Source organism: Nocardia inohanensis NBRC 100128 (assembly GCF_001612945.1).
GTDB lineage: Bacteria > Actinomycetota > Actinomycetes > Mycobacteriales > Mycobacteriaceae > Nocardia > Nocardia inohanensis.
Window position 1 is genome coordinate 1 of the sequence record NZ_BDBK01000017.1, and the last position, 24,245, is coordinate 24,245.

Below are 24,245 nucleotides of genomic sequence, written 5' to 3' on the forward strand. Positions count from 1 at the left end.
CATTCGCGAAACCCCCTGACTTCGGTCAGGGGGTTTCTGCGTTTTCAAGGCAGCTCTGCGTAGTCCTACGCTGTTGCCGCGCAGCCGATCCCGCGAAGCTCTTCCCATGAAGCAATACTGGGGGCTTTTCTGGGCCGGCGCGGTGATGGTGATAGCGGTTGTGGCTCTTACGGTTTGGGCGGATCTCGACACGCACACTGTCGTCGCAGTCAGCCTCGGCCTCGTGGCCTTCTTCTGGCTCCTGGTCATCCTCACTGTCCCGTGGAATCTCTATTACGCCGCCCGGCAGGCCGCTCATCGCATGAGTTCGGCTCAGCGCCAGGAGATCCCGGTCCCACCGACCAACACCGCCGAACTCTTCGCTCTCACCAAACGCCTCCTGGCCATGGCCGTCGGCTCCCACATCATCTCGGCGCTGATCGCCGTCATCATCTCGATCGCCTTCGGCTACATCCTCGGCTACTACTTCGCCGCCTTCTTCCTGCTGAGCGTCGTATTCCGCCCGGTGGCAGCGTATTTCGCCTACGTCCGCGCCCGCATCGCCGCGATCTCCTACGAGGCCGACTACCCGCCCGACACGGTCCTGGCTCTCCGCTCCGAGGTCCAGGAGCTCGCCCATCGAATGGACGAACTGCAAGCCTCGGTCCGCACCTGGCAGTCCACCGCCGACTCCGCCCTGCTGGATCAGCGCGAGATAGTGGCCGGTCTACGCGCCGTGGCGCGCCTGCTGCGCACCGGTTCGGATCCGGCGCCGGGCACTCACTAGAGTGGACCGGTGCGCCTCGTGATTGCTCGTTGCCAAGTCGACTACGTTGGCCGTCTCACCGCCCATCTGCCGATGGCCCGTCGCCTCATCATGGTGAAGGCCGACGGCTCGGTGCTCGTCCACTCCGACGGCGGTTCGTACAAGCCGCTCAACTGGATGAGCCCGCCCTGCTGGCTGGAGGAGCGCGAAAGCGATTCGGAGACAGCGAAAGCCCTGTGGGTGGTGACCAACAAGGCCGGCGAGGAACTCCGCATCACCCTGGAGGAGATCGAGCACGACTCCTCGCACGAGTTCGGCATCGACCCCGGTCTCCAGAAGGACGGCGTCGAAGCCCATCTCCAGGAGCTGCTGGCCGAGCACATCGAAACCCTCGGCGCGGGTTACACACTCATCCGCCGCGAGTACATGACCGCCATCGGACCGGTGGACATCCTCTGCCGCGACGCCGACGGCGCGACGGTCGCGGTCGAGATCAAGCGCCGCGGTGAGATCGACGGCGTCGAACAGCTCACCCGCTACCTGGAGCTCCTCAACCGCGACCCCCTGCTCGCCCCGGTGGCCGGCGTCTTCGCCGCCCAGCAGATCAAGCCGCAGGCGAAGACTCTCGCCACCGATCGCGGCATCCGCTGCGTCACCCTCGACTACGACGCGCTACGTGGCACCGAGAGCGACGTTTTCCGGCTGTTCTAACCTCGATTACATGCCCCGCCGGAAACCTCGGCCCAATCCCGCCGCGGCGCGGTTCCAACAGGAGCCGCGCCCGATCTCCGATTCCTTCGGGCGGACGGAGGAGGGCCCCGACGGTGAGACCTATCAGGTCCGCAATATCGCCGGCTCCCGCGCGACCAAGACCTACCGCTGCCCGGGCTGCGATCACGAAATCATGCCCGGCGTACCCCATCTCGTAGCCTGGCCCGCCTACGGCGGCGAGGACGACCGCCGCCACTGGCACACCGGTTGCTGGAACGGCCGCCGCACCCGCACCATCACCCGTAAGTGGTCATGAACCGAAAGTAACTGTCCGGCTGGGCAACTCGTCTGGATGCTGCGCGTAATGCGCCGATCCGGTGCGGCCGGAGACATAAGGAAGGCCGCCTCCTGGAAAGGAAGCGGCCTTCGAACGGTGGGTGTCGCCCGGGCGGGTGGAATTAGCTGGAGATGTCGGCGTTTTCGCGCTCTTCGTCGACGATCTCGTCGTCCCGAACATCGGAGATGGCCTTGCGGCCCTTGTTGGCCAGGGAGCGCTGTTCCGGTGCGCCGTCGAGCAGTTCGCTCTCGCGGTTGACGGCGGCGAGCATGGCCGGGACCGAGTCGAGCTGGCCGCGGATGCCGAGCAGCTGGGCCAGGACGCGGCCGCGCAGCACGCGCATCTCCTCGGCGAGCTCCTTGGCGTGCGCGATCTTGCGATCGGCGGTGTTGGTCGCCGAGGTGATGAGGCGGTTGGCCTCGTCGGTGGCGTCCTTGATGCGCTGGGCGGCCTCGGCGCGCGAGGTGGCCTCCAGCTCCTCCATGGCGCGGGTCAGCTTGGTGCGACGCTCGGCCATGGTGACCTCGAAGTCCTGCTGCGTGGCCTTGCGCTTGGCCTCGGACTCCTTGGTGAGGCGGTCGGCCTCGGCATTGGCGGCTTCGACGATCTTCGCGGACTCGGAACGCGCGTTGGCGAGGGTCTGCTCGAATTCGATCTCGAGCGCTTCGCGCTTTTCCTTGGTCTCGGAGAGGAGCGATTCGTACTTACCCCGCATTTCGGTCGCCTGCTGTTCGGCGATCGAAATCATTTCGGCGGCCTCGGCCTGGGCCTGCGCGCGCACCTCGGAAGCCTCGTCGGAGGCCAGGCGCAGCATGCGCGAGATGCGATCGGACATGCCCTCGGCGGTGGTCGGCGGCACGGACAGCCGGTCGACTTCCTTACGGAGCTCGTCGATCTCGTCGCGGGCGTCCTCCAGCTGGGCCGCCAGGTTGCGGGCCTGGGCTGCGGCGGCATCGCGATCGGTCGCGGTGACCCTTAGCTCGGCATCGAAACGGTCGAAGTAGTTACGCACCTCGTCACGGTCATAGCCCTTCCGCACAACGGTAAAGGGCAGTGCAACGAAGCGATTACGATCGGGCTCAGTGGACGACATGCCCCACAAACTACAGCCTGCCGACCACTGATGGTGACCCGACCGCGAATGTTGTTACAGCCTCTTTAGGGAGCTGAACTCCGGTACTAGTGAGTAGTTTTCGCGGCCGGTTCGACGAGTTCGACCAGCACACCACCAGCATCCTTGGGGTGGATGAAATTGATGCGGGAACCTGCGGTTCCGGCGCGCGGGGCGTCGTACAGCAAACGCAAGCCCCGTTCACGAAGTTGCTGCGAAACAGCCTCCACATCGGTGACCCGATAGGCCAGCTGTTGCAGGCCAGGCCCGTTTCGGTCGATGAACTTGGCGATCGTGGACTCATCGTTGAGCGGGGACAGCAACTGAAGCGCAACCGAACCGGCGGGAGCGCCCGCGACGGACAGCATGGCCTCGTGCACGCCCTGCGCCTCATTGATCTCGCGATGCGTCTCGACCATGCCGAGATTGTCTCGGTACCAGGCCACCGCGGAATCGAGATCGGGCACCGCGATACCGACGTGATCGACAGCGGTGACGTATTCCGTGGGGATGAATTCGGTGTTCTCGGTGTTGCTCACATCATCGACCGTAGCGCGCACCCTCGGAAGGTTGCGGACGTGCCGCACGTTACCTTTGAGTAAAGGCTCCGATGGTTGGCGGGGCCGACTCATCTGACGTAAGCGAGGCCCCCATCGTGACCACCACCTCCGTCATCGTCTCCGGTGCGCGTACCCCCGTCGGGCGACTGCTCGGTTCGCTCAAGGACTTCAGCGGCTCGGATCTCGGCGGCATCGCCATCAAGGGTGCGCTGGAGAAGGGCGGCGTCGCGCCCGAGCTGGTCGATTACGTGATCATGGGTCAGGTGCTGACCGCCGGCGCGGGGCAGATCCCGGCTCGGCAGGCGGCCGCGGCCGCGGGCATCTCCATGGATGTTCCGGCGCTCACCATCAACAAGGTGTGTTTGTCCGGTATCAACGCAATCGCCTTGGCGGATCAGCTGATTCGCGCCGGTGAGTACGAAGTCGTCGTCGCGGGTGGCATGGAGTCCATGACCAATGCCCCGCACCTGCTGGAGAAGTCCCGCGAGGGCTTCAAGTACGGCGACGTGACCCTGCGCGACCACATGGCCTACGACGGCCTGCACGACATCTTCACCGATCAGGCGATGGGCTTGCTCACCGAGCAGCGCAACGACGCCGACGTGATCAGCCGCGCGGACCAGGACGCGTTCGCCGCCGCCTCGCATCAGAAGGCCGCCGCCGCGTGGAAGAACGGCGTCTTCACCGACGAGGTCGTGCCGGTCTCCATCCCGCAGCGCAAGGGTGACCCGATCCAGTTCGCCGAGGACGAGGGCATCCGTGCCGACACCACCGCCGAATCGCTCGGCAAGCTGCGCCCCGCCTTCCGCAAGGACGGCACCATCACCGCCGGCTCCGCCTCCCAGATCTCCGACGGCGCGGCCGCGGTCATCGTCATGAGCAAGGCCAAGGCCGAATCCCTCGGCCTGTCCTGGATCGCCGAGATCGGCGCCGCGGGCGTCGTCGCCGGCCCCGACTCCACCCTCCAGGACCAGCCCGCCAACGCGATCGCCAAAGCCTGTGCCAAGGAAGGCATTTCGCCCGCCGACCTCGACCTCGTCGAGATCAACGAAGCCTTCGCCGCGGTCGGCATCGCCTCCACCCGCAAGCTCGGCATCGACCCCGAGAAGGTCAACGTCAACGGCGGCGCCATCTCCATCGGCCACCCCCTCGGCATGTCCGGCGCCCGCATCGTCCTGCACCTCGCCCTCGAACTGAAGCGCCGCGGCGGTGGCGTGGGCGCCGCCGCCCTCTGCGGCGGCGGCGGCCAGGGCGACGCCCTCATCGTCCGCGTCTAACCCCCACCTTCAGCGACCGCTGCGGCCAAGGCCGCAGCGGTCGCTGCGTTAAAGGGGAGCGGGGGCAAAGCCCCCGGACCCCCTTGGGCTGACGCCCGACCCTGTCGGTGGGCTGGCGCCCGATGTCGTTGGTGGGCTGGCGCCCGATGTCGTTGGTGGGCTGGCGCCCGATGTCGTTGGTGGGCTGGCGCCCGGCGTCGTTCGTGGGCTGGCGCCCGGCGTCGTCGGTGGGCTGGCCGCATCCCACCTTGGGGGTTCGGGGGCTTGCCCCCGAGGAACCTTCTTCTGCCCGCGTAAGCGGGCTGTGACGGGCTCCACTACGAGTCGTCGTAGCTATTCCGGCACAATGGGGGCCGTGGAAATCTTCGATCTGAGCACTGTTGCCAAGCGGGTCCGGTTCTTCGGGATTGTGGAGGCTCCCTCGTGGGCGCTGCTACTGCTCGGGTCGGTGTTGAAGCGTGCTGACACCTTCGGGATCGCGGATGCGCCCATCAAGTGGCCGGTGATGGTGTTCGGGCTGCTGCACGGGATCGTGTTCGTGTTCTATGCGATCAGCGTGCTGCTGGCTTCGCGCGAGTTCGAGTGGCCGGGCAAGGTCACGTTGATCGGGTTGGCCTCCAGCGTGATTCCGTTCTCCTCGGTCTTCTTCGAGCGGTGGGCGATCAACTCCGGACATCTGGGTGAGCTGAGCCAAGCCGCGAACCCCGCCGCCGCGCGTTCGTGACAGACTGGAGGGCGTGACTCGACCTGCACGCCGTCCTTCCGCCGCAGTTGCCGCCGCTATGTCGGGCGCGGTGGATTTGTCCGCTCTGAAGCAGCCCGCTGCCGCCGCCGCGGATGTCCCCGGAGGCCATGCCGTCACCGAGGCCAATTTCGAAGACCAGGTGCTGCGCCGTTCGGCACAGGTGCCCGTCGTGGTGGCCCTGTACTCGCAGCGCAGCCCCGGCAGCGTCGAACTGGTGCGCCTGCTGGAGAAGCTGGTCGCGAACAGCGGCGGCGACTGGGATCTGGCCACGGTCGAGGCCGAGGCGAACATGCGCATCGCGCAGGCCTTCCAGGTGCAGGGCATTCCGACCGTGGTGGCCGTCGCCGCGGGCCAGCCGTTGGCCGACTTCACCGGTAATCAGCCGGAGGAGCAGGTCACCCAGTGGCTGGCCGCCGTTGTGGACGCGGTGCGCGGCAAGCTCCCCGGTGTGGGTGCGGGCGGCGCGGAGGCCGAGCCCGAGGTGCCGGAGGATCCGCGTTTCGTGGCCGCCGAGGAAGCCTTGGAGCAGGGCGACTTCGACAGCGCCATCGCCATCTATCAGGACATCCTGAACGCCGAACCGAACAATGCCGACGCCAAGGCCGCGCTGCGCCAGGTGCAGTTCATCGCCCGCGTGCAGCAGGTGGACCCGGATGCGCTCGCCAAGGCCGACGCCGACCCGGCCGACCTGGATGCCGCGCTGGCCGCCGCCGATCTCGAAATGTTCAACCAGCAGCCCGAAGCCTCCTTCGATCGCCTGATCGCGCAGGTCAAGCGCACCGCCGGGGATGACCGCACCCGGGTGCGCACGCATCTGCTGGAGCTGTTCGAGCTCTTCGATCCGGCCGAGCCGATCGTGATGGCGGCGCGCCGCAAGCTCGCCGCCGCGCTGTACTGACCCGCGCCGCAAGACATCTCGTGGTCCCCTCCCGGTTCGGGAGGGAACCACGAGTATTCCCGGGCGCGCGGCGAAATCTCTCACAGGCGGTTCGGGAGGCAGATCGCGAGCCACGAAAATAGGCTCGTGCCATGACGTCTCGCACCTACGAAGCTCTATTGGCCGACGGCCCCGCACTGGTCGCCTTGAACGCACGCGCGGTCCGCACCAGCATCGACGTCGTGTCCGGGCTGACCACCGACGACCTGGACGCCCCCACCCCCTGCGCCGGCTGGGTGCTGCGGGATCTGCTGGAACACATGATCATTCAGCATCACGGGTTCGCGGCGGCCGCCCGCGGTGGTGCGGAGGACCTGGCGTTCTGGAAGCCCCGCCCGCTCGGGCCGGATCCGATCGCCGAATACCGCGCCGCCGCCGAGCAAGTGCTCGCGGCCTTCGCCGAGGACGGCGTGCTGGAGCGCCGCTTCCCGTTGCCGGAGGTGCGCGATGGTGCGAAGCTGCCCGCCCCGCTGGCGATCAGCTTCCATTTCGTGGATTACGTCGTCCACTCCTGGGACGTGGCAAAGACTTTGGGTACGACCGTGAGTTTCGATCCGGAGATCCTGGGGGCCGCGCTGCTGGTCGCCCGCGCCGTCCCGGGCGGCGATTCCCGGACCGCGCCGGGTGCCGCGTTCGCGCCGGAGGTGAAGACCGGCGACGACGCACCCGACCTGGATCAGGTGGTGGCGGTGCTCGGCCGTACACCCGGCTGGCCGCACTGACCGGGCGGTTCCCCACCGATGGGGAGGGTGGGGAACCGGGCTCGGCTACTTGGTGGTGCCGGAGCTCAGGGAGGGGAGCAGCTTGGCGATCTCGGTCACGATGGACGAGGAGCCGGTGCCGCTCGGATCCGGCTCACCAACCGCCACGACGGGCTCCAGCTTGACGGCGTCGGCCGAGGCCAGCCCCGCACCGGCGGTGACGAGCGCGAAAGTACCCAACTTCTTCATGCGAATTTCATTCCTGTTCAAGAGAATTGAGTGGAAGGGGTGACACCCCTTCCGGCCCCTTTGGCGGGGTTCGGGGGCATAGCCCCCTGAGTTGCGGCCGCGTCTCAGTCCTATCACGATCGGAAGCCCGACCGTTCGACATCGATTCTGTTGCCCACCGATCTGGGGGCGGCAAGTCGCGGGAATCGGACCGAATCTTGCAGATCACTCCGGCAGCAGCCAGATCCCGCTGTTGGGCGGCAAGGTGATCAGCGCCGAGGCGGGCCGTCCGTGCGCCGGTTCGTTCGTCGCGTCGACAGCCCCGAGATTCCCGATCCCGTTGCCGCCGTAGGTAATCGCATCGGTATTGAGGATCTCCCGCCAGCGCCCCGCGACGGGCAGCCCGACCCGATGATCGCGATGCTCCGACCCCGAGAAGTTGTAGATGCACGCGATGATCGACCCGTCGGTCCCGTACCGCAGGAACGACAGCACATTGTGATCCCGGTCGTCGGCATCGATCCAGGCGTACCCGCCCGGCGAGGTGTCCTGACTCCACAGCGCGGGCTGCGCGGCATACAGCCCGTTCAGATCCCGCACCAGCGTCTGAATCCCTTGGTGCAGCGGGTTTTCCAGCTCGTACCAGTCCAGCCCGCGATCGTGGTCCCACTCCCGGAACTGCCCGAACTCCTGCCCCATGAACAGCAGCTGCTTCCCCGGATGCGCCCACATGTACGCCAGCAGCGCCCGCACCCCGCCCGCCTTGGCGAAATCGTCGCCGGGCATGCGCGTCCACAGCGTCCCCTTGCCGTGCACCACCTCGTCGTGGCTGATGGGCAGTACGTAGTTCTCGCTCCACGCATAGGTCAGCGAGAAGGTGATCTCGTTGTGGTGCCAGGCGCGATGCACCGGATCGTGCGCCAGATATCCGAGCGTGTCGTGCATCCAGCCCATATTCCATTTCATGGTGAATCCCAGCCCGCCGACCTCGGTGGAGCGGGTGACTCCCGGCCAGGTGGTGGATTCCTCGGCGATGGTGAGCACGCCCGGATGGTGCTTGTGCACGGTCGCGTTCATCTCTTGAAGGAACGCCATCGCCTCCAGATTCTCGCGTCCCCCATGGATATTGGGCTCCCAGTCGGGCCGTGAGTAGTCGAGATAGAGCATCGAGGCGACCGCGTCCACGCGCAGCCCGTCGATATGGAACTCCTCGATCCAGTAGCGGGCATTGGCGACCAGGAAGTTGCGCACCTCGTGCCGGCCGAAATTGAAAACGTAGGTGCCCCAGTCGAGTTGCTCGCCGCGGCGCGGGTCGGCGTGTTCGTAGAGGGCGGTCCCGTCGAAGCGTGCGAGGGCCCATTCGTCGCGCGGGAAGTGCGCGGGCACCCAGTCCAGGATGACCCCGATGCCATTGCGGTGCAGGTGATCCACCAGGAAACGGAAGTCGTCGGGTGAGCCGAACCGGGCGGTGGGCGCGTAGTACGAGGTGACCTGATAACCCCAGGAACCGCCGAACGGATGCTCGGCCACCGGAAGCAGCTCGACATGGGTGAAGCCTTGGGCCAGTACGTATTCGGCCAGCTGCGCGGCCATCTCCCGGTACCCGAGCCCGGGCCGCCAGGACCCCAGATGCACTTCGTAGATGCTGACCGGTGCGCGATTGGGATCGGTCGCCGCCCGCCCGCGCAGCCACTCCTCGTCGTCCCAGGCGAATTCGCTGGTCGTGATCACCGAGGCGGTCGCGGGCGGCACTTCGGTCGCGAAGGCGAACGGGTCGGCGTGATCGACGATGCGCCCGTCCGCGCCGTGCACCCGGTACTTGTATTTGTCGCCGACCCCGATTCCGGGCAGGAACACTTCCCACACCCCGGAACCGCCGAGTTTCCGCATGGGCGCGGTGTTTCCGCTCCAGCCGTCGAAGTCCCCGGTGACGGCGACCCCGCGGGCATTGGGCGCCCACACCGCGAACGCGGTCCCGGTCACCTCGCCGTCCATGGTCTCGTAACGTTCGGGATGCGCCCCCAGCACTTCCCAGAGCCGCTCGTGCCGTCCCTCGCCCAGCAGATGCAGATCGAATTCGCCCAACGTGGGCAGGAATCGGTACCCGTCGGCGTCGATGACGGTGCGCCCGTGCGGATACGTGGTGACGATCCGGTAATCCCACAGCTCCGCGAACGGCACGACACCCTCGAAAACCCCGTGCCCCAACGGTTCCAGCGGATGATCGACCTCGCCGATCCGCGCGACCGCGGTTTCGCCGTGCGGCCGCAGCACCCGGATGACGGTCCCCTCCGGATGTGAGTGCGCGCCGAGCACCGTATGCGGATCCGGATGGGTGCCCGCCGCCAGCAGCAGCAGATCGCGCCGGTTCATCGGAACGATCGTCTATAGGCGAGGTCGTTGCGCGCGGCGGCGGGCACGGGCGGCAGGGCGAGGATGTGCGCGGCCGCGCGCGCGGGATCCAGGCGCACGTAATTGCTTTGGCCCCAGTGGTATTCCTCGCCGCTGATCTCGTCGACGACCACCGGCCGGTCATGCCATTCGCGGCCGATGGCGGGCAGATCCAGCGACACCATGGCGTGCTCGGTGCCGAACGGATTCAGGTTCACCACCACGAGCACCGCGTCCCCGGTGGTCGGATCGAACTTCGAAAAGGCCAGTACCGCATCGTTGTCCACGTGATGGAAGTGGATGCAGCGCAGCTGTTGCAGCGCCGGATGCGCCCGCCGGATCTCGTTGAGCCGAGTGATCAACGGCTCCAGCGATTCTCCGCGCGCGGCCGCCTCCGCGAACCGGCGCGGCCGCAGCTGATACTTCTCCGAGTCGAGGTACTCCTCGCTGCCCGGCCGCACCGCCTGATGTTCGTAGAGCTCGAATCCCGAGTACACACCCCAGGTCGGCCCCAGCGTCGCCGCCAGCACCGCCCGGATCGCGAACATGCCCGGCCCGCCGTGTTGCAGTGATTCGTGCAGGATGTCGGGCGTATTCACGAACAGGTTGGGCCGCGCCTCATCGGCCTTGGCCGCCAATTCCATTCCGAACTCGGCGATCTCGTGTTTGTGCACCCGCCAGGTGAAGTAGGTGTACGACTGGCTGAACCCGCGCCGCGCCAGCCCGTAGAGCCGGGCCGGGCGGGTGAACGCCTCGGACAGGAATACGATCTCCGGATGGTCGCGATGCACCTGCGCGATCAGCCATTCCCAGAAGTCGGCCGGTTTGGTGTGCGGGTTGTCGACCCGGAAGATGGTGACGCCCAACCCGATCCAATGCCGCACCACCCGCAGGATCTCGGCGTACAGGCCGTCGGGATCATTGTCGAAGTTGATCGGGTAGATGTCCTGGTACTTCTTGGGCGGGTTCTCCGCGTAGGCGATGGTGCCGTCCGGCAGGGTGGTGAACCACTGCGGATGCTGTTTCACCCACGGATGGTCGGGCGCGCACTGCAAGGCCAGGTCGATGGCGACCTCCATGCCCAATTCCCGTGCGGCCTCGACGAATTCGGTGAAGTCGGCCTCGGTCCCCAGCGCCGGATGGATGGCGTCGTGCCCGCCCTCGTCCGATCCGATGGCCCACGGCGAACCCACATCCTCGGGTCCGGCGGTCAGCGAGTTGTTGGGCCCCTTGCGATTCACCTTGCCGATGGGATGCACCGGCGGGAGATACACCACGTCGAACCCCATGGCGGCGATACGAGGCAGCTCCTTCGCGGCGGTCGCGAAGGTCCCGTGCACCGGCTTGCCGTCGGCATCCCAGCCGCCGGTGGAGCGGGGAAAGAATTCGTACCAGGACCCGAACAGCGCCCGCTGCCGCTCGACCAGCACCGTCTGCTGCGGACCGTGAGTCACCAACTCCCGCAAGGGCGTAGCTCGCAGGATCTCGCCCACCTCGGCGCTGAACGCCGGCGCGACCCGCGCGGGCAATTGCGCGTCGCTGCGCAAAGCCGCTGCCGCCGACCGCAATACCTCCCACTGCTTCTTCGGCACCGCCTGCGCGGCCCGCTCCAGCAGCTGCGCCCCGATCTCCAGATCATTGGCCAGATCGACCGCGCTCTGCCCGACCGCGAGCTTGGCCTCCACGCCCGAGCGCCAGGTGGTGAGCGGATCGCTCCAGCCTTCGATGCGATACGTCCACGTGCCCGGCTTCCCGGGCGTGAACACCGCATTGAACACATCGGGCTGATACTCCGGCGTCATCCGGATCCGCTGGGTGCGTGACGAACCGGGCGCGCGCACCGCCAGGGTGGCGGCCACCGCTTCGTGCCCCTCCCGCCACACCACGGCGCGCACCGGGAAGACCTCGCCGACCACGGCTTTCGCCGGACGGCCCCCGGGGATTGCCGGGGCGATGTCATCGATTGCGATGCGGCCGGTCACCCGTTCGAACTTACCGGGTGACCGCGCGGGACGGCGTTCCGGACCTGCGAGCGCTCCGGCCGAACGGTTTACTGCTGGCCGGGCTTGAGGAGAACGAAGAGGCCGTTGGCCTCCGCGCACAGCCGGTCGCCGTCGTGCAGGGTGGCGCGGACGAAGATCTTGCGGCCTTCCTGGCGCTCCACCCAGCCGTGCACCTTCAGCTCCTTGTTCAGGGGCGTGATGGAGCGGTAGTCGACGTGCAGGTAGGCGGTGCGGGTGGCGTTGCCGGAGTAGACGGCCGCGGTCATGCCGAGCAGGTCGTCGAAGCCGAGGGCGATGTGGCCGCCGTGGGCCGCCGCATTGCCGCCCAGGTGGAAGGTGCGGAAGGTGATGCGGGCGTGCACACCCTCCTTGCTCACCTTGTCGACCAGGAACGGCGGCAGCGTGATGTTGCCGCGGGAGGGCAGGTCGGTGCGGTGCCAGGTGGGGGCGGACCATTCGTCCACCACGGCCGCCTCGAGCTTGGCGTTGAGCTCCTTCAGCATGGCGATGGCGTCGAGCGCCAGGTCGTCGTCGGGGCTGACCAGGCGGGCGTTGTCCATCAGGGTGCGGACCTGGTCGATCAGCTCCCCGTAGTGGGGGCCGCCGACGCTGTTGTCGCGCGCCAGGTCCCGGATCGGCCGGAACCCGCCCTCGTGATGCTCCTGGGTGGGGTCTGCCTCGACCGCCTGAACCTGCTGCTCGCTCATATGAAACACGTTATCGGTTGCTTGCCGGATGCTCATGTCCGGGATGCCGGATCGCCGACACCGCGTGGACCAGCAAGTTCGCGGCCCGGCTCGGTCTGGACCGAGTGGAGCGGAGGAGCGAAGCGGGGGAGTGGAGGGAGGGAAGAACGAGACTTTGGGGCCGCGAACCCGCCCGGAGCGAAGCGGAGGGCAGAATAAGCACCGTGAAGGCACTGCGTCGTTTCACCGTCCGCGCTCATTTGCCCGAGCGACTCTCCGCGCTGACCGAGTTGGCGACCAATCTGAGGTGGTCGTGGCACGGGCCGACGCAGGACCTGTTCGCGGAGCTGGATCCGCACCTGTGGTCGGAGGTCGCGCACGATCCGGTGCGGATGCTGGGGGAGGTGCCGGCCGAGCGGCTCGACGAGCTGGCGGCGGACGCGGCGTACACCCGGCGGGTCGATGCCGCCGCGGCGGATCTGGCCGACTATCTCGCACGTCCGCGCTGGTTCCAGAAGCAGGTGAGCGGGCCGCGGGGAATCGCGTACTTCTCCATGGAGTTCGGCGTCACCGAGGTGTTGCCGAACTACTCCGGCGGGCTCGGAATTCTGGCGGGCGACCATCTCAAGGCCGCCTCGGATCTGGGTTTGCCGCTCATCGGTGTCGGATTGCTTTACCGCTCAGGGTATTTCCGGCAGTCGCTGACCGCCGACGGCTGGCAGGCCGAACGGTATCCCGCGCTGGATCCGCAGGGGCTGCCGTTGCGGCTGCTCACCGAGGGCGGCGCGCCGGTGCTCATTCACGTGGCCATGCCGGAGGGGCGGGTGCTGCGGGCGCGGGTGTGGATCGCGCAGGTGGGGCGGATTCCGTTGCTGCTCTTGGACTCCGATATCGCCGAGAACGATCCGGAGCTGCGCGCGGTCACCGACCGGCTGTACGGCGGTGATCAGGATCATCGCATCAAACAGGAGATTCTGGCCGGTATCGGCGGGACTCGCGCGGTGCGCGCATACACCCGCGCCAACGGCCTGCCCGATCCCGATGTGTTCCATATGAACGAGGGTCATGCCGGGTTCCTCGGCATCGAGCGGATTCGTGAATTCATGTCCGCCGGAATGGATTTCGACGCCGCCCTGGCCGCCGTCCGTGCCGGGACGGTGTTCACCACCCACACCCCGGTGCCCGCCGGTATCGACCGCTTCGCCAGTGCGCTGGTGCGCCGCTACTTCGGTGGGGCGCACGGTGAGCGCGAATCCCCGGTGCTGCCGGGTGTTTCGGTGGATCGCATCCTGGCCTTGGGTCGCGAGGCCGACCCCTCGGTGTTCAATATGGCCCACCTGGGTCTGCGACTCGCCCAGCGCGCCAACGGTGTTTCGAAGCTGCACGGCGAGGTCAGCCGCGATATGTTCGCCCCGCTGTGGCCGGGCTTCGATATCGCGGAGGTGCCGATCGGTTCGGTCACCAATGGCGTGCACGCCCCGACCTGGGCCGCGCGCGAATGGATCGACAAGGCCCGCGAGCTCATCGGCGACGAGCTGGTGGAGGAGGCGCGGGGCTGGGAACGGCTCTGCGATGTGGATCTGGGTGAACTGTGGTCCACCCGGAATGCCTTGCGCGCCATCCTGGTCGGCGAGGTCCGCCGCCGGCTGCGCAATTCCTGGCTGGAGCGCGGCGCGGCGCCGGCGGAGCTGGGCTGGGTGGACGAGGTCTTCGATCCGCGGGTGCTGACCGTCGGGTTCGCGCGGCGCGTCCCCACCTACAAGCGGCTCACCCTCATGCTGCGCGACCCGGATCGCCTGCGCGCCATGCTGCTCGATCCCGAGCATCCGGTGCAGCTGGTGGTGGCGGGCAAATCGCATCCGGCCGATGACGGCGGCAAGGCGCTGATCCAGCAGATCGTGCGCTTCGCCGACGATCCGGCGGTCCGGCATCGCATCGTCTTCCTGCCCGACTACGACATGTCCATGGCCCGCTACCTGTACTGGGGATGCGATGTCTGGCTGAACAATCCGCTGCGCCCGCTGGAAGCCTGCGGCACCTCCGGCATGAAGTCGGCCCTCAACGGCGGCCTCAATCTCTCCATCCGCGACGGCTGGTGGGACGAGATGTACGACGGCGAGAACGGCTGGGCCATCCCCACCGCCGACGGCGTCCGCGACGAACACCGCCGCGACGACCTCGAGGCGTCGGCCCTCTACGAACTGCTCGAACGTGCGGTGCTGCCGCGCTTCTACGATCGCGACCACGACGACGTGCCGGTGCGCTGGATGGAAATGGTCCGCCACACCCTGCGAACCCTGGGCCCGAAGGTGTTGGCGTCCAGGATGGTTCGCGACTATGCCGTCGACTACTACGCTCCGACCGCGGCCGGTTACGCCGCGGTCGCCGCCGACGATTTCAAGGGCGCCCGCGAGCTCGCCGAGTACCGCCGCCGCATCGAATCCGCTTGGCCGGCGGTGAAAGTCGTGCAGGTCGACAGCTCCGGCCTGCCCGACACCCCGGTCATCGGCGCGAACCTGGCCCTGCGCGCCCGCATCGATCTGGGCGGTCTCGCGCCCTCCGACGTCTCCGTACAGGCCGCCCTGGGCCGTGTCACCCCGAGCGACGACCTCACCGACGTCCACACCATCGAGATGACACCCAGCGGAACCGATTCCGGCACCGACGTTTTCACCGTCGAAACCCCGGTCCCGGTCTCGGGTGCGGTCGGCTACACCATCCGCATCCTGCCGCACCATCCGCTGCTGGCCGGTGACGCGGAGTTCGGCCTGATCGCCACCCCCAGCCCGTAGCGGCTCAGGTCGGCAGGATCAGGGTGCGCTTGAGGATCTTGCCGGTGGCGTTGCGCGGCAGCGATTCCAGGAAGGTGACGTCGCGGGGCACCGAGAACCGGCTGACCCGGTGCCGGATGTAATTGCGCACCATCTCCGAGTCCAGGCCGGAGCCGGGGCGTTTGACCACGAAAGCCGCCAGCCGCTGGCCGAACTCGCGGTCCGGCACCCCCACCACGGCCACCTCGCTGACCTGCGGCAGATGCGACAGGGCCTCTTCGACGGCGCGCGGGAAGACGTTCTCGCCGCCCGAGATGATCATCTCGTCGTCGCGGCCGGAGACGAACATCTTGCCGGTGGCGTCCAGATAGCCGATATCGCCGGTGTCGAGCATGCCGTCCGCCTCGTCCGGGGGCGTGGCATCGGTGTAGCCGTCGAAGAGCATGTGATTGCCGACGAAGATCCGCCCGATCGCGCCGATCGGCAGCGGCCGCCGATCCGGGCCCAGCACCGCGATTCTGGTGCCCAGCGGCGGCCGCCCGGCGGTGGTGGGGGACAGGCGCAGATCGGCCGGGTCGGCGATGGACGCCCACGACACCTCGGTGGAGCCGTACACGTTGTAGAGGATGTCGCCGAAGGTCTCCAGGAATTTCAGCACCACCGCACCGGCCAGCGGCGCACCGCAACTGGCCACCACCTTCAGGCTCGACAGGTCGTAGCGTTCGCGCACCTGCACGGGCAGGTCGAGGATGCGATTCACCATGACCGGCACCACGATCAGCGCCGTGATGCGCTGCTCGGCGATGCGCCGCAGGCACTCCTCGGCATCGAAGCGATCGGCCAGCACCACGGTGGCGCGGATGGCGGTGGAGATCTGCAAGGCGGCCAGGCCCCAGGTGTGGAACAGCGGGGCCGGAATCAGCATGGTTTCGTTGACGCCGAACGGGATTCGCGACAGCAGCGCCGCCACCGTCCCGAAGCCTTTGGGATGCGGGCGGCGCGCGCCCTTCGGCGTGCCGCTGGTGCCGGAGGTGAGCACCACCAGCCGCCCCGGGCGCGGGGCTTTGCGCGGCGGCTCCTGCCGCATGGCGATCAGCTCTTCGAGGGTGGTGCGCCCGGGTTCGGGCGCGGTGTCGTCGGCGGTGAAACGCGGCAGGTCCGAGGGCAGGTATCGCACCAGATGCTCGAACTCGTTGTCCACGAACAGCGCCGAGAGCTGATGCCGCTGCACGATCTCCTCGATCTGCCGCGCCGGCAGCCCGGTATTGAGCAGCACCGCGTCCGCGCCCGACTTGCCCGCCGCCACCATGCATTCCACCATCCCGGTGTGATTGCGGCACAGCAGCCCGATGGAGGTCCCCGCTCCGAAACCGAGCGCGGCGAACGCCCCGGCGAGGGCATTGCTGCGCGCGTGCAGCTGCTCGAAAGTGCTGCTGTAGCGGTCGTCGACCACGGCCGGGCGCTGCGGGGAGTGCGCGGCCGCGGCGGCGTATCCGCCCGCCAGGCTGAAGCCCCATTTGGCCAGGCTGCCGATCTGCCGCAGCCCCACATCCGGCCGGAAGGTGCGCACGACTCCGGACGCCACCATCTGTTTGGCAACGCCCGCTTGCAGTTTCATCGGCGAGTCCTCGCCGTTGACGATCACCGCGGTGGGCGCGCCCGTGATCAGTTCCGCGACCCGCCGCAGCCCCTGCTGCACCCAGGCCGTCACCGCCGAATTGGGCAGTTCGGTCAGCAGCGGATGTACGTGGCTCGCCTTGAAGCAGGTGACCAGCACCCGGGTCTGCGCACCGGTCTCACTCAGCCGGATGGCGGCGAAGCTGCCGTAGTCGGGGCAGTGCAGTTCCAAGCTCTCCTGATGCCGCGCGATCCGCAGCAGGACGCGCAGGGTCCGGATCTCGATGCCGTGGCCGCCGATCCGCAGATTCAGCGTCTGATGTTCTTCGGCGGTATCGGGTGTTTCACACGCGCCGATTCCGGGAAATAGCCGGGGGTAGGTCTGTGGCTCGACGAGCACATCCCAGATTGCTTTACGGGCGATCGGGAATTCGGCGATCGCATCGATGACGTCGGTAACCACGGGCTTGCATACTCTCGTCGGCCGGTTCCCCTGTTGTCCGGCGATAACGCATTTGTAACGTCCCAGACAGTTTAGGTCAAGACTCAATAATTACCGGTCGGTAATCAGTTAAATTGCGGGGTAATTGCGCAGCTGGTCACGTGAATTCAAGGGTGTGGCAGTCGCGATTGCCAACGGTTCGCCGGGTCGGGTGCAGACCGGATGAACAGGACAAGTACGGTGCCCAGGGCATCCTTCTACCTCCTGCCGACTGGAGACAGCACACTCATGAGCACCGGCGTCCTCACGCGCACCAAGGGGCGCGTCGACGAGTACTTCGGCATCAGCCAGCACGGATCGACCGTCAAACGTGAGCTCATGGCCGGGACCATCACGTTCCTGGCCATGTCGTACGTGCTGGCCGTGAACCCGTCCATCCTCGGCGACGGCCCCAACGGCGCGCTCGGCGACAAGGGCATGCCGGTGCAGGCGGTCTTCACCGCCACCGCCGTCGCCGCCGTCTTCGGCACCCTGGTCATGGGCCTGTGGGCCAAGTACCCGGTGGCGCTCGCGCCCGGCATGGGCCTCAACGCCTTCTTCGCCTACAGCGTCGTGCTCGGCATGGGAATCCCCTGGCAGGAAGCGCTTTCGGGCACCTTGCTCTCGGGCATCATCTTCTTCGTGCTCGCCGTCACCAAGGTGCGCGAGAAGATCATCGACGCCATCCCCATGCAGATGAAGCTGGCCGTCGGCGCGGGCATCGGCATGTTCGTGGCCTTCCTGGGCTTGAAGAACTCCGGCATCGTGGTGGCCAGCGACGCCACCTTCGTGCACCTGGGCAACTTCCACCACGGCACCACCCTGCTGGCGGTGTTCGGCCTGGTCGTCACCGTCGTGTTCCTGGTGCTGGGCTGGCACGGCGCGGTGCTCTACGGCATCCTGTCCACCACCCTGCTCGGCATCGTCTGCGGTCTGGTGGAGCTGCCGAATTCCCTTGCCGCACTGCCGCACGGGCTGGACAAGACCTTCGGCCAGGCGGTCATCCACCTGCCCGACGCCTTCACTCAGCAGATGATCATCGTCGTGCTGACCATGCTGTTCGTCGACTTCTTCGACGCCTCCGGCACTTTGATCGGGGTGGCCAATCAGGCCGGGCTGCTCACCAAGGACGGCAAGCTGGATCGCGCGGGCCAGGCCCTGGCCGCCGACTCGGTCGGCACCGCCGCGGGCGCCATCATCGGCACCTCCACCACCACCGCGTACGTCGAATCCACGGCGGGTGTTTCGGCGGGCGGGCGCACCGGTCTGACCGCGGTCTCCACGGCCTTCTGGTTCCTGATCGCCATGTTCTTCTTCCCGCTCTTCGCGGTGGTCGCGGGCGTGCCGGCGGTGACCGCGCCGGCCTTGATCGTGGTCGGCGTGCTGATGGCGCGGGCCCTGGGCGAAATCGAGTGGGCCAAGCTGGAGTACGCGGTCCCGGCCTTCCTGACCGTGATCATGATGCCGCTGACCTACTCCATCGCCAACGGCATCGCCATGGGCCTGCTGTTCTATCCGGTGGTCATGGTCGCCAAGAAACGCTGGCGGGAAGTGCATCCGGTGATGTGGGTGCTCGCCCTGATCTTCCTGTCCTACTTCTGGTTCCTCGCGGAGTAATCCGGCAGCGGTGACCCAGGTCACCGCCGCGGCGGGGCGGCAGCGGAATAGGCTGCCGCCGAGGTCGGTTGAGTCTCACCGTCGGCAGCGATACGGACCATGGTCCGTTTTCAGATCGCGGCCGGGACGCAGACCGACCGACGAGGAACGAGCACGCCATGACCACCTTCGAGACGACAGTCGAGAACGCCATGACCACTCAGAACGCCCCCGCCACCACCACTTCCGTCGCCGCGAGCGATATCGGCCTGCTGATCGCCCGGGTGGGCTTCGGCGGCCTGCTGGCCGTACACGGCTCCCAGAAACTCTTCGGCTGGTTCAACGGCTACGGCTGGGACGCCACCACCCAATCCTTCGACGGCATGGGCTACAACCCCGGCAAGTTCTTCGGCACCCTGGCCGGGCTCACCGAATTCGGCGGCGGGCTGCTCCTGCTGCTGGGCCTGCTCACGCCGCTGGCGGCCGCCGCCGCGCTGGGCACCATGATCAATGCCGCCAACGCGGTGTGGAGCGGCGGCTTCGCCATGTGGGAGATGCCGGTGCTCTTCGGAATCGCGGCTACCGCATTGGCTTTCACCGGACCGGGCCGCTTCTCGCTCGATCACGGCCGGCCGTGGCAGCGGCAGGGTGTGGTGTGGGGCGCGGGAGCCGTGGCGCTGGCCGTCGTGGCCGCGATCATCACGCTCGTCCTGAAGTCGGCGCTGTAACAAAAAGTTTCGTGTCCCCGCGCCGCGTGCAGGGCTTGGCGCGGGGACGGACGACACATCCGATGTGGGAATTGGGGGGTCACCGGAGTATCGACAGCCAATTTACTTCTGATCGGAAGCATGGGCCACCCCTGTGAGTGTTCTCACAGACGTTCTTGCATTTGTCAGCTCGTTTTAGTAAGTCGCGCTAAGGCTTTCACCACAACTTGGGGATCGGATGTTTCCCAATACGGCGGCAGTGAGGCGCGAAGATATCCGCCATAGCGCGCGGTAGCCAGTCGAGAATCCAGAATTGCGATAACTCCGCGATCGTCCACACTGCGCAACAAGCGCCCCGTCCCCTGGGCGAGCAGCAGCGCCGCGTGATTGGCCGCGACCGAGAGAAAACCGTTGCCGCCCCGCGATTCCACCGCGCGCTGGCGAGCCACCAGCAGCGGATCGTCCGGGCGCGGGAACGGAATCCGGTCCAGGATCACCAGACTCAGCGACGGGCCCGGCACATCCACGCCCTGCCACAGCGAAAGCGTGCCGAACAGTGAGGTTTCCGGGTCGTCGGCGAACTTGCGGACCAGCGCGCCGGTGGCATCGTCACCCTGGCACAGGATCGGGGTGTCGAGGCGCTCGCGCAGCAGCTCGGTGGCGGCCTTGGCGGCGCGCATGGAGGAGAACAGGCCCAGGGTGCGGCCGCCCGCGGCGGTGATCAGGCGCTCGATCTCGTCCAGGTACGGCTGCGGCAGGCCGTCGCGGCCCGGGGCCGGAAGATGCTTGGCCACGTACAGGATTCCGGATTTGGCATGGTCGAACGGGGAACCCACATCGACCGATTCCCAGCGCAGCTTCTTCTCGTCCGACGGCGCCTCCTTGCCGGTGGCCAGCGCCGGATCCACCTGATTGGCGGATTTGGGCGGCAGGCCCCAGGTGACGGCCAGATTGTCGAAGGAGCCGCCGATCTGGAGGGTCGCGGAGGTCAAAATCACGGTGGCCTCGGCGAACAGGCGGCTGCGCAGCAGCCCGCCGACCGAGAGCGGGGCCATGTGCAGGGTGCGGCGGGCGACGCCGCGCAATTCGTCGGAGGCCAGCCAGACCACATCGCGATGGGCCGCCGGATCGGGTTCCTCGAAGGTCTCCAGCACCCGCACCACCGCGTCGTGCACCTCCTCCACGGCGGCCAGGGCCTGATTGCGGGCGGCCGCGCCCTCCGGATCCCCTTGCGGCGCACTGGAACCCTGCGGATTCAAGGCGGTCCGGCAGTTCCAGGCGGCATCGCGGACCAGCGCCAGTACCGGCGCCGCGCCGTCGGGCAGGCGATCCCAGCGGCCCGGGTTCAGGTCGTCGAGCAGGGTGTGCCAGGCCTCGGCCGCGCCTTCGAGGCGATCGACCTCCTGCTCGTCGATGAGCTTGGTGCAGCGCTTGGCGGCCGCCGTTATCGAAGCCGTGGACAGTTCGGCGGTGGCCACCCCGGTCACCCGGTCCACCAGCTCGTGCGCCTCGTCGATCACCACCACATCGTGCTCGGGCAGCACCTGGATCCCGCTGATGGCGTCGATGGCCAGCAGCGCGTGATTGGTCACCACCACATCGGCGTTCCCGGCCTCGGCGCGCGCCTTCTCCGCGAAGCAGTCCTGCCCGAACGAGCAGCGCGACTTGCCGAGGCATTCACGGGAACTCACGCTCACCTGCCGCCAGGCGCGGTCGCTCACCCCCGGCGTCAGCTCGTCCCGGTCCCCGGTCTCGGTATCGGAAACCCATTCGTTGAGCCGCTGCACCTCCCGCCCCAGCCGTGAGATGGCGAAGGCATCGAACAGCTCGGCCTCGGCGGGTTCGTCCGGAATCGCGCTGTTGACCTTGTTCAGGCACAGATAGTTGTTGCGCCCCTTGAGAATCGCGAACTGCGCCACCCGCCCGAGCGGCTCCGCGAGGGCCTCCGACAGCCGCGGCAGATCCCGATCCACCAGCTGCCGCTGCAAAGCGATGGTCGCGGTCGAGACGACGACCGTCCGCCCGGTCCGCACCGCGTGCCGCAGACTCGGCACCAGATACGCGAGCGACTTACCGGTGCCGGTCCCGGCCTGAACCGCGAGATGCTCCCCGGTATCGATGGCATGCGCGACGGCCGCGGACATGGTCTGCTGACCCTTGCGTTCCTTCCCTCCCAGCGCCTGTACTGCGGTGGCCAAGAGCTTCGGTACGGGAGGGATTTCGGGCACGGCGGCCAGATTACTGCGCTCCGCCGACAACCTCACGCAAACCTCCGCGAACGGGGGTTTCGGGTGGTCAGCCCTCCAGCGTCCCGGCGAGTTCGACGCCCGCGGCCCGCAGCTTGTCCAGGGCGGTGTCCACCGTCGCGGGGGAGACGGCGGCGGTGAGGCCGAGCAGGACGCGGGTGTCGAAGCCGGCGGCGCGGGCGTCCAGGGCGGTGGCGCGGACGCAGTGGTCGGTGGCGATGCCGCAGACGTCGACCGCGTCGATGCCGTGCTCGCGGAGCCAATCGGCGAGGGTGGTGGCGCCGTCGGTGGCGGTGCCCTCGAAGCCCGAATAGGCCGCCGTATAGGCCCCTTTGGAGAAGATCTCCTCGATCGGGGCGAGGTTCAGGCCGGGGTGGAACTCGGCGCCCGCGGTTCCGGCGCGGCAGTGCGGGGGCCAGCTGTCGACGTAGTCCGGGGTGGCGGAGAAGTGCGCGCCCGGGTCGATGTGGAAGTCGCGGGTGGCCACCACGGCGCTGTAATCGGACACCCCGAGGTATTCGCTGATGCGCTCGGCGACCGCCGCACCGCCGGTGACGGCCAGCGATCCACCCTCACAGAAATCGTTCTGCACGTCGACGACGATCAAGGCCCGGCTCATGGGCTTTCCTCCCGATGTCAGCGGCTGAACCCGGGCGGTCCGGCTCTCGTATTGCATTGTGCCGCCCGGCTCCCGGCCGGTCCACGCGGCGTCATCGGCCCTTGCCCGGGAGGAACGACATGACGGCGAAGCAATACGGCTGGATCCTGCGTGCCGCGTTGGTGGGCGTGTTCGCGTACACCTTCGGCACCATCGGCGGGACGGTGTACTTCGGCGACGCTCCGGGCGCTGCCGCCGGATGGGCCGGGCTGATCACGCGGTCACTGCTCGGCGGCGTCGCCTACGCACTGATCATGATCATTGCGGTGTATGTCGTGGTGACGGTGCGGGCCAAGCTGCGGGCACGCCGTGCGGTCAGTTCAGAAACGTCGTCGGAATAGCCGGGTCGCCGTCCGAGAGTTTCAGGCCCTCCCACGGGAGACTCACCAGGCCGCGCGCCACCAGCTCCCGGCTCTCGTGCAGTGTCGGCTGATCCGGCAGGACCTCGCCGCCGCGCACCAGCGGGGTTTGCAGTTCGCGGATCTGGTAGCCGTTGGGCGCGGGCTGGGGCGCGGCGGCCGGATAGACGATCTCCTCGACGATGGTGCCGGTCTGGCGTGACAGTCGCACGGCCTTCTTGGTTCCGCCGCGAGACTCCTTGTGCGAGCTGCGTTTCGCCACCGGCACGCCCTCGACCTCGACCAGCTTGTAGACCATGCCGGCGGTCGGCGCACCGGATCCGGTGACCAGCGAGGTGCCCACGCCGTAGACGTCGACCGGTTCGGCGCGCAGGGCGGCCATCGCGTACTCGTCCAGGTCGCCGGAGACCACGATGCGGGTGCGGGTCGCGCCCAGGCCGTCGAGCTGTTCGCGGACCTGCCGCGCCAGTACCCCGAGATCACCGGAATCGATTCGCACGCCACCCAATTCGGGTCCGGCCACCTCGATGGCGGTGGCCACGCCCTTGGTGATGTCGAAGGTGTCGACCAGCAGCGTGGTCCCGACGCCGAGCGCCGCCACCTGACTGCGGAACGCCTCGGCCTCGTGCGCGCCGTCGGATCCGCTGTGCAGCAGGGTGAACGCGTGTGCACTGGTGCCCGCGCTGGGCACGCCGAAGGTGCGGGCCGCCTCCAGATTGGAGGTGGCGTCGAACCCGGCCAGATAGGCGGCGCGAGCGCTGGCGGGGGCGGCGAATTCGTGGGTGCGCCGCGAACCCATTTCGATGGTGCGGCGGCCGGCGGCGGCGCTGATCATGCGTGCCGCCGCGGCGGCGATGGCGCTGTCGTGGTTGTAGATCGACAAGATCAAAGTCTCGAGCAGGACGCATTCGGCGAAGGTGCCGCGCACGGTCAGGATCGGCGAGCCCGGAAAATACAGCTCGCCCTCCCGATACCCGTCGATATCGCCCGAGAACCGGTACGTACGCAGCCATTCCAGCGTGCGCTCGTCGAGGAATTTCGAGACCACCGCGAGTTCGTCCGGCCCGAAACGGAATTCGGTCAGCGCCGCCAGCAACCGCCCGGTCCCCGCGACCACGCCGTAACGCCGGCCGTGCGGCAAGCGCCGGGCGAATACCTCGAAGGTGCACTGCCTTTGCGCCGAACCATCGGACAAGGCCGCCGCGAGCATGGTCAGCTCGTACTGGTCCGTCAGAAGCGCGGTACTGGTGACCCCGTCAGCGATCTTCACAGTGCCTATCTTGCCCTCCGCTTCGCTCCTCCGCTCCACTCGGTTCAGAACGAGCCGGGCCGCGAACCAGGGGGTTTTGAGGGGCACCGGCGGAGACACGCTGCTCTT

General features: G+C 67.7%; 21 protein-coding genes. 11 read left to right on the top strand and 10 right to left on the bottom strand.

Annotation, left to right across the window (positions count from 1 at the left end):
- The first annotated feature begins 106 nt into the window (after positions 1 to 106).
- Genes NI1_RS30690 through NI1_RS30700 form a run of 3 tightly spaced genes read left to right on the top strand, consistent with a single transcriptional unit; the run spans position 107 to position 1,772 of the window.
- Positions 107 to 766, top strand: coding sequence for a hypothetical protein (locus NI1_RS30690; RefSeq protein WP_067827900.1), 660 nt, complete (start codon positions 107 to 109; stop codon positions 764 to 766).
- A gap of 9 nt (positions 767 to 775) precedes the next feature.
- Positions 776 to 1,456: an endonuclease NucS gene (gene nucS, locus NI1_RS30695; RefSeq protein ID WP_067827903.1), complete on the top strand. Its 681-nt coding sequence runs from the start codon at positions 776 to 778 to the stop codon at positions 1,454 to 1,456.
- Positions 1,457 to 1,466: 10 nt separating this feature from the next.
- Entirely contained in the window at positions 1,467 to 1,772 is a 306-nt protein-coding gene (locus NI1_RS30700; RefSeq protein ID WP_067827906.1) for an Rv1322 family protein, read from the top strand.
- A gap of 142 nt (positions 1,773 to 1,914) precedes the next feature.
- Here the strand turns inward: NI1_RS30700 and NI1_RS30705 are convergent, their stop codons facing one another.
- Positions 1,915 to 2,886 carry a coiled-coil domain-containing protein gene (locus NI1_RS30705; RefSeq protein WP_067827909.1) on the bottom strand — a complete coding sequence of 324 codons (972 nt, stop codon included), beginning with the start codon at positions 2,884 to 2,886 and terminating at the stop codon, positions 1,915 to 1,917.
- 86 nt (positions 2,887 to 2,972) lie between these two features.
- Complete coding sequence (mce, locus tag NI1_RS30710; protein WP_067829059.1) at positions 2,973 to 3,443, bottom strand: methylmalonyl-CoA epimerase; 471 nt, start codon at positions 3,441 to 3,443, stop codon at positions 2,973 to 2,975.
- A gap of 116 nt (positions 3,444 to 3,559) precedes the next feature.
- Here mce and NI1_RS30715 point away from each other — a divergent pair, with 116 nt between their 5' ends.
- From NI1_RS30715 to NI1_RS30730, 4 genes are all read left to right on the top strand, one after another.
- A complete protein-coding gene (locus NI1_RS30715) occupies positions 3,560 to 4,741 on the top strand; it encodes an acetyl-CoA C-acetyltransferase (RefSeq protein ID WP_245663486.1) in 1,182 nt (393 codons plus the stop codon).
- 355 nt (positions 4,742 to 5,096) lie between these two features.
- Positions 5,097 to 5,465, top strand: coding sequence for a DUF3817 domain-containing protein (locus NI1_RS30720; protein ID WP_439957325.1), 369 nt, complete (start codon positions 5,097 to 5,099; stop codon positions 5,463 to 5,465).
- A 58-nt stretch (positions 5,466 to 5,523) separates the two neighbouring features.
- Positions 5,524 to 6,384: a tetratricopeptide repeat protein gene (locus tag NI1_RS30725; RefSeq protein WP_067827917.1), complete on the top strand. Its 861-nt coding sequence runs from the start codon at positions 5,524 to 5,526 to the stop codon at positions 6,382 to 6,384.
- Between the two features lie 131 nt (positions 6,385 to 6,515).
- The gene (locus NI1_RS30730; protein ID WP_067827919.1) at positions 6,516 to 7,145 is read left to right on the top strand and encodes a TIGR03086 family metal-binding protein; all 630 of its coding nucleotides are present in this window, start codon (positions 6,516 to 6,518) and stop codon (positions 7,143 to 7,145) included.
- 45 nt (positions 7,146 to 7,190) lie between these two features.
- On the opposite strand, the gene NI1_RS30735 is transcribed toward NI1_RS30730, so the two are convergent.
- The 4 genes from NI1_RS30735 to NI1_RS30750 all read right to left on the bottom strand — a co-directional run bounded on the left by NI1_RS30735 (position 7,191) and on the right by NI1_RS30750 (position 12,453).
- Positions 7,191 to 7,373: a hypothetical protein gene (locus NI1_RS30735; protein WP_067827922.1), complete on the bottom strand. Its 183-nt coding sequence runs from the start codon at positions 7,371 to 7,373 to the stop codon at positions 7,191 to 7,193.
- A gap of 204 nt (positions 7,374 to 7,577) precedes the next feature.
- Positions 7,578 to 9,725: a 1,4-alpha-glucan branching protein GlgB gene (gene glgB / locus NI1_RS30740; RefSeq protein WP_067827924.1), complete on the bottom strand. Its 2,148-nt coding sequence runs from the start codon at positions 9,723 to 9,725 to the stop codon at positions 7,578 to 7,580.
- Positions 9,722 to 11,725, bottom strand: coding sequence for an alpha-1,4-glucan--maltose-1-phosphate maltosyltransferase (locus tag NI1_RS30745; RefSeq protein WP_067827927.1), 2,004 nt, complete (start codon positions 11,723 to 11,725; stop codon positions 9,722 to 9,724). The genes glgB and NI1_RS30745 overlap by 4 nt, the downstream gene beginning before the upstream one ends.
- 68 nt (positions 11,726 to 11,793) lie before the next feature.
- Positions 11,794 to 12,453, bottom strand: coding sequence for a PaaI family thioesterase (locus NI1_RS30750; RefSeq protein WP_067827930.1), 660 nt, complete (start codon positions 12,451 to 12,453; stop codon positions 11,794 to 11,796).
- A 203-nt stretch (positions 12,454 to 12,656) separates the two neighbouring features.
- Here NI1_RS30750 and glgP point away from each other — a divergent pair, with 203 nt between their 5' ends.
- Complete coding sequence (glgP, locus tag NI1_RS30755; protein WP_067827932.1) at positions 12,657 to 15,224, top strand: alpha-glucan family phosphorylase; 2,568 nt, start codon at positions 12,657 to 12,659, stop codon at positions 15,222 to 15,224.
- A 4-nt stretch (positions 15,225 to 15,228) separates the two neighbouring features.
- Here glgP and NI1_RS30760 read toward each other — a convergent pair whose 3' ends face one another.
- Positions 15,229 to 17,283: an AMP-binding protein gene (locus NI1_RS30760; protein WP_067827935.1), complete on the bottom strand. Its 2,055-nt coding sequence runs from the start codon at positions 17,281 to 17,283 to the stop codon at positions 15,229 to 15,231.
- 267 nt (positions 17,284 to 17,550) lie between these two features.
- On the opposite strand from NI1_RS30760, the gene NI1_RS30765 reads away from it, so the two are divergent.
- Positions 17,551 to 18,918 carry an NCS2 family permease gene (locus tag NI1_RS30765; RefSeq protein WP_067827938.1) on the top strand — a complete coding sequence of 456 codons (1,368 nt, stop codon included), beginning with the start codon at positions 17,551 to 17,553 and terminating at the stop codon, positions 18,916 to 18,918.
- 158 nt (positions 18,919 to 19,076) lie between these two features.
- Entirely contained in the window at positions 19,077 to 19,625 is a 549-nt protein-coding gene (locus NI1_RS30770; RefSeq protein WP_169815653.1) for a DoxX family protein, read from the top strand.
- 164 nt (positions 19,626 to 19,789) lie between these two features.
- Here NI1_RS30770 and NI1_RS30775 read toward each other — a convergent pair whose 3' ends face one another.
- Together NI1_RS30775 and NI1_RS30780 are read right to left on the bottom strand one after the other, a co-directional pair.
- Positions 19,790 to 21,832, bottom strand: a complete 2,043-nt coding sequence (locus NI1_RS30775) for an ATP-dependent DNA helicase (protein WP_067829064.1) — start codon at positions 21,830 to 21,832, stop codon at positions 19,790 to 19,792.
- Between the two features lie 67 nt (positions 21,833 to 21,899).
- A complete protein-coding gene (locus NI1_RS30780) occupies positions 21,900 to 22,469 on the bottom strand; it encodes a nicotinamidase (protein WP_067827941.1) in 570 nt (189 codons plus the stop codon).
- 119 nt (positions 22,470 to 22,588) lie between these two features.
- Here NI1_RS30780 and NI1_RS30785 point away from each other — a divergent pair, with 119 nt between their 5' ends.
- On the top strand, positions 22,589 to 22,849 hold the full coding sequence (locus NI1_RS30785; RefSeq protein ID WP_067827944.1) for a hypothetical protein: 261 nt from the start codon (positions 22,589 to 22,591) through the stop codon (positions 22,847 to 22,849).
- Here the strand turns inward: NI1_RS30785 and NI1_RS30790 are convergent.
- Positions 22,824 to 24,137, bottom strand: coding sequence for a nicotinate phosphoribosyltransferase (locus NI1_RS30790; protein WP_067829067.1), 1,314 nt, complete (start codon positions 24,135 to 24,137; stop codon positions 22,824 to 22,826). The genes NI1_RS30785 and NI1_RS30790 overlap by 26 nt on opposite strands.
- Between the last annotated feature and the right edge of the window lie 108 nt (positions 24,138 to 24,245).